Genomic DNA, 14910 nt, shown 5'->3' with positions numbered 1-14910 from the left:
AAAAAGTAGCATGTTCTTTACCTAAAGAGAACAGGGGACAAAGATATGTGAGATGATGTTGGATATTTCTGTGTAAACTCCGGAAATAGCAAACCAGGGTTTCAACTATCCTTGAAAAGTGGAAAACTTAATCAAAGAATTAACAAAGCAAGAAAATGTCTTGCTTAATGATAAAGAAGCACAAAAGAATCATGAATATGGTTGTGTAGTTAGTAGCAAAAGACCAAGTAGCAAAGGATAAAACAATACCTCTTGTTTTACTCAATTTTTATACGTACAAAATGCAATTCCAAACAAATTATCAGCATTACAAATTGCTAAACTTATCAATAATAAGAATGTAGTTTTTTACACTAGCGCTGAAATATCAGCACCAGTAGTATCAGATGTATTTGAGCTTAATAAACAATTTGGCGAGCTTTTTATGATCGCAACTTAAAACAAGAAGATGTTGTTGCACTTATACATAAAATTCTCAAAGAACCAGAGAAGTTTTCGAAAATTATAGACAATTTCTACAAAGCTTGTTTCTATGGCATGCTAACCTCAGCTCACTATGTAATAAAAAATATAGTTTTACTCAAAAATTGGCAGCTGCTAACTGAAAATGTAGATTTACTTTATCAACGTTCAGGGATTGAGCCATTAGGAAATACGAGTGGTAAAATGAACTTTAGTTGGTTAAGAAATAACTTCAAACCGGAACATTTGAAGCAAATTGATTCCGTTGTCACTTGTGGGCTTGATAGTGATCGACTTGGGTTCCTTGCTTTTTATAAAAAGCGTAACCCTAAAGGAAAGATAATCGCAATGAACCTAGCACAACTAAATTATTTAGGAAATGACGATATTTTGGAAGCTGGTATTTGCAAGAACTTTACCTAATTTATTTAAGAGCTTGTCTTAGCCTTTTTAAAAGAGAAAAAACGTCTACGAGTAAAATTTCACATTACCACTTTTTAGTTTACCTGTTATAATAAGCTTAAATTTATAAGAAAAACAAAGTTGTAAAAGTTGGAGAAGCTAAGTCAAAACTGGGTGATAAGAACAGGAAGATTTTTATCTTCATTGCTTTTTTTACTGCTGATTGCATTATCAATACGTAGTTTTTTATTTGAACCATTTCATATACCTTCTGGTTCGATGAAAAGCACCTTACTTGAAGGAGATTATATTTTTACCAATAAATACTCATATGGTTACAGTAAGCACTCCTTTCCATTTTCTCCAAACATCTTTAGCAGCAGGATCTTTTATACTCCTCCAAAACGTGGTGACATAATAGTTTTCAAACCTACAAGAAACGACAGCATCAGATTTGTTAAGCGAGTAATAGGAATACCAGGTGACAAAGTGCAAATGATAGAGGGAGAGTTATACCTAAACTATCAGAAAGTAAAACGAAAGCAAATTGGAAGTTTCTTTGATTACGAATTGAACTACAGCATACCAAGGTATATAGAAACACTTCCTGGTGGTAAGAAACATGAGATTTTAATAGATAATGTTTCTAATAAGCTATCATATAACACTCCGGTTTATTATGTACCTAACGATCAATTTTTTGTTATGGGAGACAACAGAAACAATTCTTTTGATAGTAGATTCCCTGAAATTGGTTTTGTACCAATGGAAAATATAATTGGGCGTGTAAGTATAGTTGGTTTATCGTTTAAATTATGGAAGGTCGATTGGTTGCCATTTAATTTCAGAATACCTATTGCTCTTAGATTGAACAGGATATTACATAAAGTTGTGTAAAACTTTACCTATTCGTTAATTCACACAACTCTAAAGAGGAATTTTCCAACTCAGCAATAGCGTTATTAATTTTGCCTAAGTCATTTCCTTGTAAAGCATTTTTTGCGTTTTGCAGTATAGGTTTCAACTTTTGGTTAGTCGAAAGGTCATTATAGCTTTCAACTAAATGTACGAGTTTACTTCCGTTGATTTTAGCTTCTGCAAGGGAACGAGTCTTCATATCTTCATCAAAGTTGTTGATTGACTGGTTAACCATACCTTGAATATCAGCTTCACTTAAGCCAAAACTTGAATTTATTTCAACTGTCTGTTCGATTCCAGTAGTTTTTTCTCTTGCAGTAACAGTTAATATCCCATCAACGCTAACTGTAAATTCTATTTCAACTCTTGCAGAACCTGCAGGTAGTGACGGTATACCTTTTAGTTCAAACTGTGCTAGAGATTTATTATCTTCTATCATTTCACGTTCTCCCTGACAAACGTGAATTTTCATTGCTGTTTGTCCATCAACGTAAGTTGTAAACTCTTTTGTTTCTGAAACTGGCAGTGGCGTATTCCTTGGTATGATTTTTTCAACTATCCCCCCCATAGTTTCTATGCCAAGCGATAAAGGTAGAACATCCAGGAGAATGTTCCTATCCTTTGAGCTCGAAGTTAAATCACGGGCCTGCATAGCTGCCCCAATGGCAACTGCTTTATCCGGATCTACATCATTTAGTACTTTATTTCCAAAAAGTTTGACTAGTGAACTGCGAACTAATGGTATCCTAGTTGCACCACCAACTAAAATTATTCCTTTTATATCATCAATATTAAGATCTATGTCACTCATAGTACGAGTGACTATACTGATAGTCTTATTAACTAGGGGATTGATTGCTTGTTCGAATTCTGCTCTAGTAATTTCGCATTCAAACAATTCACCATTAATGTTGAATTTAAAAGTACCTACAGTATCTTCACTCAGATATTCCTTCACAGTACGCACATTAGAGATTCCAGCGTTACTCACTGGAATTACATTAAGGTGTATTGTTGACTCTTTGTTTAAACTTACCTTTTCTCTATATTTATCAAGCACAATAAAGCTTAGCAGATGGTCAAAATCATCTCCACCAAGTTTAGTATCACCACCAACCGCAAGGACTTGAAACACTCCCCGGTGCAACTTTAATATCGAAATATCAAATGTTCCACCACCGAGGTCATAAACTGCATATATTCCACTATTATTATTCTTTTCAATCGAGTAAGAAAGCGCTGCAGCGGTTGGCTCATTAACAAGGCGAAGAGCTTCTATGCCAGCTAATTTTGCTGCATATTTGGTCGCATTACGTGCTGAATTGTCAAAGTAGGCTGGCACAGTAATCACTGCTTTTCTTACTTCCATCCCTGTGGACTTTTTTACTTTCTCACATAAAGCTTTTAATATCTCAGCAGAAATTTCAACAGGAGTAAGATATTTTTCCTTTGCGCATTTTACTCTAATAACTTTTTCACTTTCGTTATCTATTTCAAAATTGATATCTTCTTTACTCAGATCTTTAACACTCTTACCCATTAAACGTTTTATCGAGTAAATTGCATTTGAGCTGACATCGTAGCCAGTTTTCAATATGTTATTTTCATATGAAATAACGGAAGGTAGTAGCTCTCTTCCCCACTCATCTTTAAATATCTCCAAGTTGCCAGCTTGATTGACCACGGCAATTAAAGAATTGGTGGTACCAAGGTCTATACCAAATACTACTTCATCTGAATGTGATTTACTTGGTTCAGAAATTTGAATCGGTCGCACTTCTCTTTACCTCCTCAAATGACTTAAATAAATATTTCAATCTTAAAACTTGCATCGCAGCTTCATCAAAATTTTTTGTAGCGAAAGTTTTAGTTAAGTTTTCAATGCAATCTTTTACCTTTTCATCAATCATCCTGCGTGCAAATTGTAGATCGTCGCAGTCTAATAAGTACTCTCTTATTTCCATAGATTCATTTAATACCTCAGAACTTAGATGATCTTCTTGATTTTTTACACCAAAAAGACCCAGCAAATGCTCAGCACGTTTTAGCGGTGACTTTAATACCTGATAAGCTTTATTGATATTTTCCATGTTTTTGGACTGCTCTTCATTTATATCAGTTTTGCTTAACTCAATATACTTTTTCTCTAGCTCATCAAAGCTAATGTTGAAAGTTGGTTCAATTTCAAACAATGTAAAATAGTTGCTAGACATAAAAACTTTCTCCACAACCACATTTCCCTTTTTCATTAGGATTCTTGAAAACAAAACCCGACGAGAATTTCTCCTCTACATAATCAATTTCAGAGCCAAGTATGAACATGATAGATTTTGGATCAATCAACACCTTAACCTTTTGACCATCACTGCAGCTTTTTTCAATTACCGACTCTAAAGGACGGATATCATATGCGTATTCAATATCATATTTTAAACCAGAACATCCTTTTTGTTTAATTAGCACTCTTATTCCTATTGCTTCTTCTGATCTCTCAAGGTTAGTATGTTGTTTTCGTTCCAATAAATACCTCATCCTTTCCACTGCATTAGCAGTTATAGTGATAAATTTTTTATCTTTCTTTACAGCATCTACTCCTTGATATCTATTCATAACTTCTCAACCATTATCCTTACCTTGTTTACTTTGATAATCATGAATAGCAGCTTTTATAGCATCTTCAGCAAGCACTGAACAATGTATCTTTACCGGGGGCAAAGATAATTCTTCCACTATCTGGGTGTTTTTTATCTTTGTCACATCTTTAATGGTCTTGCCTTTTATCATTTCTGTCAATAAGGAACTTGAAGCAATAGCAGAGCCACAACCAAAAGTTTTAAATTTCGCATCTTCAATAACACCTTTATCGTTGACCTTTATTTGTAATTTCATAACGTCGCCACACGAAGGTGCGCCAACCAGGCCAGTGCCAACATTTGGATCATTTTTATCCAGAGAACCAACATTCCTTGGATTCTCATAATGATCTAAAATTTTCTCATTATAACTCATAGAATTACCAGTAAACCATTACTCTATATTATATTATAACACATTTAGGTAAAAAACTAAAGTAAATAACTCGTATTACTAGCATCTTACTCTACAGATACTAGTAATACGAGTGTTTAACTTTACAAATACACGTTATACATGTATTTCTTCACAATCAGCGTCTCTATGCTGCCATTAGGCTTGTAATTTTAAAGGAGTATTTGCTTGAGTTTGTTTAGTAATCTTTATAAAGGCTTGTTCAAAACTTCTTCTCGCTTTAGCGATGGAGTAAAGAATATTTTTTCTGGCAAAAAAAAATTAGATCCGTCGCTTCTAGATGAGCTGGAAGAGTTGCTAATTAGCATGGATATCGGTCATAAGACTTCTAAGTTGATTACCGATAGGCTTGCAAGCATCAAGTTTGACAAGGAAATTGAGTATAACGTTATCATACAGCAGTTAATGAATGAAATAGAAGCTATATTGAACCCTGTTGTACAACCGCTAATTTTAAACCAAAAACCACATATAATAATGGTATGCGGAGTAAATGGTAACGGTAAAACCACAACTATAGGCAAGCTTGCATATAAATATAAGGGGACGGGAAAATCAGTTATGCTTGTTGCATGTGACACATTTAGAGCTGCTGCTAGTGAACAGTTAAATATTTGGGCAGAACGCTCTGGTTGTTCCATTATTACTGGAAAGCACTGTAGCAATTCTACAAGTGTGGCATATAGAGCTGTGAGTCAAGCTATAAAAGACAACGTTGATGTCGTTCTAATTGATACAGCAGGCAGGCTACAAAATAATGTGAACCTTATGGAGGAGTTATCAAAAATATATAGAACGATAAAGAAATTGGATAACACTGCCCCTCATGATGTTATTTTAGTTCTTGATGCAACTACTGGCCAGAATGCTTATAGCCAATTAGAGGCATTTAGTAAGACGGTCAATGTTACTGGATTAATCGTAACAAAGCTAGATGGCACAGCTAAGGGCGGGGTAGTGATTGGACTTGCAGAAACTTATAAGGTGAAGTTACATGCTATAGGAATCGGTGAAAGTATAGAGGACTTGAGGGAATTTACTAGTAAAGAATTTGCTGAAGCGCTGTTTAATTCTAATTAAAAATTTCTCTTAATTCTCTTACGTGACCAAGCTTAATTACTTCAATATCATGAGAAGAGTAATTACCATTTTTAGGCATAATTGCTTTTTTAAATCCTAATTTTTTTGCTTCTTTAAGCCTCAAGTCAGCATATGAGATGTTCTTAATTTCTCCAGAAAGTGCAACTTCACCACAGACTATTGAAGAAGCTGGCAGCGGTAAATTTACTATACTTGAAAAAAGGGAAGCAGCAACAGCAAGATCAGCTGATGGTTCCTGTATTTTCAACCCTCCCGCTATGTTTAGATACACTTCTTTATTGTGCAAAAACATTTTACAACGAGCATTGAGCACCGCAATGATCATAGCCAATCGGTTAATATCCCATCCAACAACTGCTCTTCTTGGAGTTACCATGTTCGTTTCTGCTATCAACGCTTGGACTTCCATTAAAATCGGTCTTGAACCTTCAACCCCTGCAAATACAGCACTACCAACAATTTCTCTATTATCAGCATTTCCTACTAGAAATAAAGATGATGGATTATCAACAGGCACTAATCCAGTTTCAGACATCTCAAAAACACCAATTTCACTTGCAGGGCCAAATCTATTTTTAATAGCGCGCAAAATGCGGTATTGATTGCTATTTTCACCTTCAAAATATAACACCGTATCCACCATATGCTCCAAAGTTTTAGGTCCTGCTATCTGCCCATCCTTAGTTATATGGCTAACTATTAAGAGGGAGATACCATATTGTTTTGCAAGAATGGTCAATGCATGAGCGCAAGTGCGAACCTGAGTTACAGTACCTGGTGCTGATGTAATTTTGCTATCGTACATCGTTTGTATGGAGTCAATAATTAAGAATTTTATATTTCTATTTTCTCTTATCGTTGTTACTACATTAGCTAAAGATACTGTAGATAGAAGCTTGATTTTCGGTTCATTTATTTTTAAACGCCTTGCTCTAAGACTCACTTGCTCTAAAGACTCCTCGCCAGACACATAAAGACATTCAAGAGAGGAAAGTTGTCCAACATTAGCTGCAATTTTAAGTAAAAGAGTAGATTTGCCAATTCCAGGTTCGCCACCAATTAAAATGCTTGCACCTTGGACAACACCTCCACCAAAAACTCTATCTAATTCCTCTATTCCTGTTAGAAGACGATCCGGGGTAATGATTTCATTACCCGATAATGCCTTTATTGAAATTGGCGCAGATGTACTTCTTGCCTCTGTTTTTACTACCATTTCTTCAACAATCGTATCCCAATTATTACATGCTACACATCTTCCAACCCATCTGCCTGTGCTATGACCACAGGATTGACATACATATACAGCTTTCATCAAAGCTAAAATTATTTAGTTGTAATTGTAATAAAAATTAGCTGAATAGGCAAAGTAAATTTTAACACTGAGCCTCACAAACGTTGTAGTGTGAAGGTAATTTCATAGTTATGCCATCCAAATGGCACACACAACAATTGCATGAACGTTGTGATTTGAGAGCAATCTTTTCTAGAAAAGTGTCGAGTGCTTCTATGATGTCATCTCAGTCCCTCCATATATCACCCAGCACATGACGCCGGGTCCTATTCCCTCTTGCCTGGGTTACAGTATCACATATTGGCATTACATCGAGTAGTAACTTTTTACTCAAATATGCAAAAAGCCTAGTGACAAAAATTAGTTAAATTTTTAACCAAGTTAAAAAAAGGCAAAGAAACCCCAGGTAGTGAGTTTGACCCTCTAATACTTTAAATTGGCGCTGTAATAATGTGCTGACGCTTAGTTTAAGCGCAATTTGGCTGAATGTAGAAAAAACTTAAAAGACATGCAGCCTCAATAGTTTGATGTAATCCACCAAAAAATACCCTAAGTTTTTTACTGAATTTTGTCATTGAACCTGCAGGTCAAAAACAAGCTTTGAGTCAAAAACAACCTTGATTACCAAGATCAAGGGGCCGGTTAGGTTTGTCAAGTAATTTTTACGTTTTCTATGGCCACTGTTTTTAAAACATAATGTTTATATGGATAATCCAGCACTATTTTTCAATAGCACTTTCTATTAGAGAAATTGTATTATCTACTCCATAAAGCTTTACAAAAGATCCCATTCTTGGACCGGTTTTTTGGCCAAGTAGCGTTTCATACAGTAACTGAAACCAATCGCGTAAGTTACTGTAATTGTATTTTTTTCCGATGGAAAAAACCTGAGATTGAATCTCTTCAGCAGTAGCGGTGATAGATAGGGAATGCAGGGTGTTCTTTAAATCTAGTAAAGCTTCCTTCTCTTTTTCGTTTGGAGCCTTATATGCTTTTGCTGGTTTGATGAAGTCGTGATAATACCTAACTGCAAAATCTGAAAGCTTATTGAGCATCTTGTTATTTTCTGGTGTAACGTCCGGTGCATAAGTGGATATAAAGCCCCAGAGGACCTCTCTGTTTTCAGCGTTACAAGCTGCTGCTAGGTTTAAAAGCAATGAGAAATTTATACCTGAAGTTTCGATATTAGGAACATCACTTTGGTGAATATGCCATGCAGGATTACTTATATCCTTTTCTTTACTCTCGTTATGACGCTTAACAAACTCCAAATATTTATCGGTTGATTTTGGTATCACATCAAAATGTAAACGTTTAGCTTTTTTGGGACTTTGAAAAATGTACAACGCTAAGCTTTCTATTGGTGCATAAGTAAGCCACTCTTCAATTGAAATACCATTTCCTTTTGATTTTGATATCTTCTTTCCTTCTTTGTCAAGGAAAAACTCGTAGCAAAATAAAAGCGGTGGCTTTTCTCCAAGAATTTTACATATTTGGCTTGAAAGCACAGCAGATGGAGTCAGATCTTTTCCATGAGCTTCGTAATTAACTCCAAATGCAGCCCACCTCATTCCCCAATCCGGTTTCCATTGTAATTTGCACCCGCCTTTTGTCACAGGAACTTCTATTTTTTCTCCATTTGAGTCTTTATATGTGATTGTTCCTTTGTCTGTATTCCTTTCAATTACTGATACTTGTAAAACTTGAGAAGTTTTTGAACATATCGGCAGGAATGGGCTATAGGTCTGTTGTCTTTCCTCCCGGAATGATGGAAGCATTACATCCATCACTTTATCGTAATTTTTCAGCAAGAGTAAAAGCTTTTCATCGTAAATACCAGATTTATAACACTCTGTAGCACTTCTAAATTCGTATTCAAACTCAAATAAATCAAGAAACTTACACAACAGTGAATTCATATGGTGACCATAGCTTTCATGAGTGCCAAATGGGTCGGGTATTATAGTTAATGGCTTGTTTAAATGCTCTCTGAGCATTTCCTGATTTGGCACATTGTCTGGTATTTTTCGCAGGCCATCCATATCATCGGAAACTGCAATGATTTTAGTTTTTATACCAGGAGATATTTTCTTCAATGCATTTGCTACAACAGTAGTACGAAAAACTTCCCCAAAAGTACCAATATGTGGCAACCCTGAAGGTCCATAACCAGTCTCAAATATTATCTCTGTTTTATTAGGAAATTCTTGTAATATTTTTTCTGCTTCTTGAAATGGCCATCAACCCTGAAGGTCCATAACCAGTCTCAAATATTATCTCTGTTTTATTAGGAAATTCTTGTAATATTTTTTCTGCTTCTTGAAATGGCCAGCTTGTCATCATTGAGGTTAAATTAGTTATCTTAACTAAAGTGCCACTAATTTCAATAGATTTTTAATTAATAATGTAGTATTAGTGTAGAGCTATCAATTAGGAAGGTTAAGGATATGTCTACAGGTAATATACAAACGGATCAGTTGTTCAAAGGTCTTACAAGACCTGCAATGCTTTTTGGTGTAAATTATATGTTTGCAATATTAAACGTTCTAATTTGCATGCTAATTTTCATTAATTCAAATGATCTTAGAACTTTCTTGATGTTATTCGTGATACACGGACTTGGTTATATAGCTTCTGCAAAAGAACCGTTGTTTATTGAATTATTTATGGTAAAATTAGGAAAGTGCTCCAAGTGTTCAAATCTTTTTTATCATGGAGCCAATTCTTATGATGTTGCTTAAAATTATGTGATGCTAAGATTTAGAGCTATTCAATCAAAGAATAAAGCTATTCTAAGCAGGGAAGTTCACGCTTCAGAGTTTATACCGTATTCTTGTTATTGGAACAGTACAACCTTAATAACAAAACAAAATTGGTTAGTTAAGTTTATTAAATTAAGTGGCTTTGCATTTGAAACGGCTGATGATGAAGACTTAGTAATACAGAACAACATTAGAAATCAGATGCTAAGAAGCATTTCATCTCCGGCATTTAGTTTGTATTTTCATACTATTAGGCGTAGGAAAAATATTTTTTCTGATGAGTTTGCAAGTCAAAATTTGCCAAACTTTTTCGCTAACCATGTAAATCTAAAATGGAAAGAAAAACACGCAACAAGGCAATCATTTATTAATGAACTATACATTACAATTATCCGTAGGGCGGAAACAAAAGGAGTAGAATTTTTATCATATCTACTAAAAAAATTCGGGCATGTAACTTCAAAACATGCTTGGGAAAGCGATATGCGCGCTACCCATGAAGATTTAGAAGAGACGACAAATCGTGTGTTGACGAGCCTTAGGAATTATTCACCTAAGATTCTCGGAGCAAAAGAAACCCCAAACGGCCTATTCTGTGAAATAATGGAATTTCTATCTAGAATTGTAAATTGTGGTTTCATTACAAACACGCTCTTTCCTTTAAAAACTGAAATATCTAAATACTTACCAGTACATAGGTTATTTTTTGGTCGCAAGATGATACAGATTGTGACTCATAATGAGAGTAAATACGCTGGAATAGTTAGTATCAAAGAGTATGGAAATAATACTTCTGCAGGAATGCTTGATTATTTTTTACAACTTCCCTACGAGTTCATCATCACACAGTCTTTCCAATTTACAAATAGGCAAATGGCGATTGCAAAAATGCAGATACAGCAAAATCGGATGATACAATCTGCAGATAAAGCCATTTCTCAAATAGCAGAAATCTCCCATGCACTTGACGATGCAATGAGTGGTAAGATTGCATTTGGCGAACATCATTTAACTATCCTATGTATAGAGAAAAGCCCTAAACTATTGGATAATGCTTTATCGTTGGTAGAATCAGAGCTTTCTAATTGCGGTGTTTACCCTCTCCGTGAGAGAGTTAATCTTGAACCAGCATTTTGGGCACAAATTCCTGGTAATTTCGACTATATAGTAAGAAAAGGTACAATAAGTAGCCTTAATTTGGCTGGCTTTGCATCCCAACACAATTATCCTACTGGTAATAAATTCAATAATCATTGGGGAGATGCTGTTACAGTTTTTGACACAACGTCTGGTACTCCATTTTTCTTCAATTTTCATATAAGAGATGTTGGACATACTATGATAATTGGTCCAACTGGTGCTGGTAAAACTGTTTTAATGAATTTCTTGTGTGCTCAAGCAATGAAATTTTCTCCAAGAATATTCTTTTTTGATAAAGATCGCGGTGCGGAGATTTTCTTAAGAGCGCTTGGTGGTATCTATACTCTAATAGAACCGAGAACTAAAACAAATTTTAATCCTTTACAACTTGATGATACTCCTGATAATAGAACATTTTTAATGGAGTGGATAAAATCTTTAATCTCGGTATACAACGATAAATTCACTTCAGAAGACATTGCGCGAATTAATGATGCAATTGAAGGAAATTTTAAGTTAAGAAAAGAAGACAGATTTTTAAGGAACCTTGTACCATTTTTAGGACTTGCGGGCCCTGATACGCTAGCCGGAGCAATATCTATGTGGCATGGTGATGGCTCTCATGCTGCAATATTTGACAATAAAGAAGATTTGCTAGATTTTTTAAAAGCAAGGGTGTTTGGCTTTGAAATGGCTAACTTGCTCAAAGATCCAGTTGCTCTTGGGCCAGTCTTGATTTATTTGTTTCATAGAATTAGTATATCTCTTGATGGCACTCCATCTATTATTGTTCTTGATGAGGCGTGGTCGTTAATAGATAACCCGATTTTTGCACCTAAGATAAAGGACTGGCTGAAAGTGCTAAGAAAATTAAACGCTTTTGTGATTTTTGCTACTCAGAGTGTTGAAGATGCAAGTAAAAGCGCTATTAGCGATACACTTGTACAGCAAACAGCAACACAAATTTTTTTGCCAAACCTGAAAGCTACTAGTGTCTATCGGGATGTTTTTATGTTAACTGAACGTGAGTACATATTAATTAAGCACACAGATCCAAGTACTAGGTTTTTTTTGGTAAAACAAGGGGTTAATGCTGTGGTGGCTAGAATAGACTTAAAAGGCTTAGATGACATAGTCAACGTGTTATCTGGACGTGCAGAAAGTGTCCTATTGTTACATGATATACTGAAAGAGGTCGGAAATGACCCAAAAGTATGGCTGCCTATATTTTATCAGAAAGTAAAAAATGTTTAAGACTAAACTTTCACTGCTACTGATTGCAATATTCCTACTAAATATAGATTTTTTACTTTCATGTCCAGTATTTGCAGATGAAATAAGTGGTACTGATAAGACAGAATTTGTTAGCAGATTTAACTCTAGTGGTAGCTTCAGCCGTGCCTCTAACCCTGATTGTGGAGCATTTAAAACAGCTGCAGCACTTGCTGGAATAGCGATTGCTGCTGGTGCAATATTTACTGGCATTGTTTTGATCATCTCTTCTGCTGGTTTGTTTACTGCTCTTATTATCGTTGGAATGATAGCTGCAATCGTTAGTGTCTGGAAAGCAATAGGAGGACTTGTTGTTTGTCAACACAGCTTTGTTAGGCACCCAGTTGCACGCAATCATGATGGAAAATATAAAAATTTTGAATTAAAAGACAAAGGTTATAGTATACTCACAGATAAAAATTATCAAACAGAAGACAAATATTTTTCTGCATTACAAGAAAAATCAAAAAAAGATGGAAAACTAACAGAAAAAGAGATTTTGGACTCTAACAACTGGAGTATTCTTGATAATGAATATAAGAACTACTACTGGCCAAAAAACGGTGTGCAGTATAGTGAATATATAGAGATATGTCATCGAAGTCCTTTAACGTTTGGCAACCTTTTTAAAAGTAATATAGACTTTGATGTCAGAGAAAAAGACACTAGATATGTAGATGGGCCGTGGTCGCCAAAAGTTGATGGTAATCTAGAATGTAAAGTTCTCAAAGCTGGAAAGAGCGATACTATACATGGATCAACATTTAAAGCAGTAAGAAGAATGGGCAGGTTGTGTGTGGAGTTAGACAGTGTTAGTACACTTGGTATAAAAATGACCCCTTGGCCGCAAGGGGTTGATATGGGATGCACAGAGTTGCCACCAGACCCACTTGCTCCTATGTGTGAAGGATCTAAGATGAAATTTAAAAGCAAGGATGGTGTTGTTGTCACAGACGAAGATACTCTTGAGTATCTTCTTAACAAGAGTGAAAATGAAAATAAAGATTACAAAACTCTAATAAGGGAAAGGGAAGGGAAGGGAGAAATTTTTGTAGGTTATGATAATGCTGGCTGTTTTAACTTGTATGTCTCTGAAGCTTGCTACAATCAGGCAGGAAGTAAATCATTAGCTCCTATTCCCATAACTTCCATGATAGTGCAATGCATTAAGGAATCGTTAGATAATTTAGTTGCAGGTAAAGGTGCACCAGGTGGTGAGAGTTTTATATCTGTAGCTCAAAAAAGGCTGAAGAATACCATAACTGCTGTTTTAGTTTTAGCTTTAATATTGTTCTCCATAAAAGTCATATCTGGTGGAGTTCACAGTCCACAAGAAATGTACATGTTGATCATTAAATTTGCTTTAGTGATTTACTTCACAACTGGCAATACCATGTCTCATTATTATGGGGAACTAACAAAACTTTCAAATGGTTTGTCAGAAATAGTATTGAAGGCATCATCTGAAAGTAAAAATATATGTAATTATGAAGCAAATAACTACAAAAGTGGTACAACAAATTACAGCTATCTTGCACCTTGGGATAGGCTTGATTGTAGAATTCTATTTTATTTAGGTGCTCCTTTAGATGGGATTGGTGGTAAAATTGGTACTGGAAGTGTAGGAATATTGGCTATTTTACTAGGTGCTGCTCCTATCTTATTAGTTGCAGGTTCGATAATAGGCATTATTTTCGCTGGGGGACAAATTTTAACAGCTCTTGTTGTTATATTTATGGCTACTATGATAATGATGGTTATTTTGTGGATATGCTATGTATTCATTTTATCTCTAGTTGCTCTAAGTGTAGTTATCATCTTATCGTCTTTGTTTATCCCTATGGTTCTATTCCAACACACTAAAGGATACTTTGATGGGTGGCTAAAGGAGTTGATCACCTATAGCTTATACCCGGTTATACTTTTTGCGTTTTTGTCATTCATGTTCATAGCATGTGATAAAATCTATTTTAAAAATTTAGAATTTGAACAGGAAAAGATCACAATATTGGGCAATAAAAAACAGTGGTTTAAATTGCAAAGCGGTAAATGTGATGAAAATAAAGACACTCTTGCATGCATGATGCAAAATTACAGTTTTAAAAAGAGCAGCATACTCGGCCTATTCGATTTTACATACATGGAGTTTGATAGCTCTCTCATCGGAGAATTACTAAAACTGGCTCTAATATTATTTCTATTTTATCACTTTTTACATATTCTTCCTGAAATGGCTGCAGAACTTTCTGGTAATTACAGGTCAGCATTGGGTAAAGGCTCTACACCTGGGGAAATGATGTCAAAAGCCTTTTCTGCGGCTAAAGCTATTGCTGGAGCTATTGGTAAAGCTATATCTAGAAAAGCTGCTGGAGGTGCTAAGGAGGCTGGGAATTCTACTAGGTCAGATGGAAGCTCCGGAGGTAAAGGTGCTTCCAGTGAAGCTATTAACCCTACTGGAAGTGCTGGATCTGAAAAAAAAGAATGAGCAAACAAATGCCTAAACGTTTAAGT

13 protein-coding genes are annotated in these 14910 nt (G+C 35.2%); 6 read left to right on the top strand and 7 right to left on the bottom strand.

The window, feature by feature from the left end; genetic code table 11:
- Nucleotides 1-408 precede the first annotated feature (408 nt).
- A complete protein-coding gene (locus QUS22_RS03990; protein WP_289513729.1) occupies nucleotides 409-885 on the top strand; it encodes a Sir2 family NAD-dependent protein deacetylase in 477 nt (158 codons plus the stop codon).
- A 129-nt stretch (nucleotides 886-1014) separates the two neighbouring features.
- Nucleotides 1015-1761 carry a signal peptidase I gene (gene lepB, locus QUS22_RS03985; RefSeq protein ID WP_289513704.1) on the top strand — a complete coding sequence of 249 codons (747 nt, stop codon included), beginning with the start codon at nucleotides 1015-1017 and terminating at the stop codon, nucleotides 1759-1761.
- Nucleotides 1762-1765: 4 nt separating this feature from the next.
- Here the strand turns inward: lepB and hscA are convergent, their stop codons facing one another.
- The 4 genes from hscA to iscU are packed head-to-tail and all read right to left on the bottom strand — an operon-like array spanning nucleotide 1766 to nucleotide 4791.
- A complete protein-coding gene (gene hscA / locus QUS22_RS03980; RefSeq protein ID WP_289513703.1) occupies nucleotides 1766-3559 on the bottom strand; it encodes a Fe-S protein assembly chaperone HscA in 1794 nt (597 codons plus the stop codon).
- Entirely contained in the window at nucleotides 3537-3995 is a 459-nt protein-coding gene (locus QUS22_RS03975) for an iron-sulfur cluster co-chaperone HscB C-terminal domain-containing protein (RefSeq protein ID WP_353477734.1), read from the bottom strand. Before QUS22_RS03975 ends, hscA begins: the two co-directional genes overlap by 23 nt.
- Entirely contained in the window at nucleotides 3988-4392 is a 405-nt protein-coding gene (locus QUS22_RS03970; protein WP_289513701.1) for a HesB/IscA family protein, read from the bottom strand. The genes QUS22_RS03975 and QUS22_RS03970 overlap by 8 nt, the downstream gene beginning before the upstream one ends.
- 6 nt (nucleotides 4393-4398) lie before the next feature.
- The gene (gene iscU / locus QUS22_RS03965; RefSeq protein ID WP_289513700.1) at nucleotides 4399-4791 is read right to left on the bottom strand and encodes a Fe-S cluster assembly scaffold IscU; all 393 of its coding nucleotides are present in this window, start codon (nucleotides 4789-4791) and stop codon (nucleotides 4399-4401) included.
- A gap of 207 nt (nucleotides 4792-4998) precedes the next feature.
- Here iscU and ftsY point away from each other — a divergent pair, with 207 nt between their 5' ends.
- Nucleotides 4999-5910, top strand: coding sequence for a signal recognition particle-docking protein FtsY (ftsY, locus tag QUS22_RS03960; protein ID WP_289513699.1), 912 nt, complete (start codon nucleotides 4999-5001; stop codon nucleotides 5908-5910).
- Here ftsY and radA read toward each other — a convergent pair.
- The 3 genes from radA to QUS22_RS03945 form a co-directional block, all read right to left on the bottom strand.
- Complete coding sequence (gene radA / locus QUS22_RS03955; protein ID WP_289513698.1) at nucleotides 5903-7246, bottom strand: DNA repair protein RadA; 1344 nt, start codon at nucleotides 7244-7246, stop codon at nucleotides 5903-5905. The genes ftsY and radA overlap by 8 nt on opposite strands.
- Nucleotides 7247-7944: 698 nt before the next feature.
- On the bottom strand, nucleotides 7945-9441 hold the full coding sequence (locus QUS22_RS03950) for a lysine--tRNA ligase (RefSeq protein ID WP_289513728.1): 1497 nt from the start codon (nucleotides 9439-9441) through the stop codon (nucleotides 7945-7947).
- Nucleotides 9422-9568, bottom strand: a complete 147-nt coding sequence (locus QUS22_RS03945) for a hypothetical protein (RefSeq protein ID WP_289513697.1) — start codon at nucleotides 9566-9568, stop codon at nucleotides 9422-9424. Before QUS22_RS03945 ends, QUS22_RS03950 begins: the two co-directional genes overlap by 20 nt.
- Nucleotides 9569-9672: 104 nt before the next feature.
- Here QUS22_RS03945 and QUS22_RS03940 point away from each other — a divergent pair, with 104 nt between their 5' ends.
- Genes QUS22_RS03940 through QUS22_RS03930 form a run of 3 tightly spaced genes read left to right on the top strand, consistent with a single transcriptional unit; the run spans nucleotide 9673 to nucleotide 14884 of the window.
- Nucleotides 9673-9966 carry a VirB3 family type IV secretion system protein gene (locus QUS22_RS03940; protein WP_289513696.1) on the top strand — a complete coding sequence of 98 codons (294 nt, stop codon included), beginning with the start codon at nucleotides 9673-9675 and terminating at the stop codon, nucleotides 9964-9966.
- A 9-nt stretch (nucleotides 9967-9975) separates the two neighbouring features.
- Nucleotides 9976-12381, top strand: a complete 2406-nt coding sequence (locus tag QUS22_RS03935) for a VirB4 family type IV secretion/conjugal transfer ATPase (RefSeq protein WP_289513695.1) — start codon at nucleotides 9976-9978, stop codon at nucleotides 12379-12381.
- Entirely contained in the window at nucleotides 12374-14884 is a 2511-nt protein-coding gene (locus QUS22_RS03930; RefSeq protein WP_289513694.1) for a TrbL/VirB6 family protein, read from the top strand. The genes QUS22_RS03935 and QUS22_RS03930 overlap by 8 nt, the downstream gene beginning before the upstream one ends.
- Nucleotides 14885-14910: the final 26 nt, after the last annotated feature.

The organism is Wolbachia pipientis (assembly GCF_030373985.1).
Taxonomy (GTDB): Bacteria; Pseudomonadota; Alphaproteobacteria; order Rickettsiales; family Anaplasmataceae; genus Wolbachia; species Wolbachia pipientis_D.
Note: the sequence above shows the minus strand (reverse complement) of the source record. Positions and strands in the feature narration are given on the sequence as shown.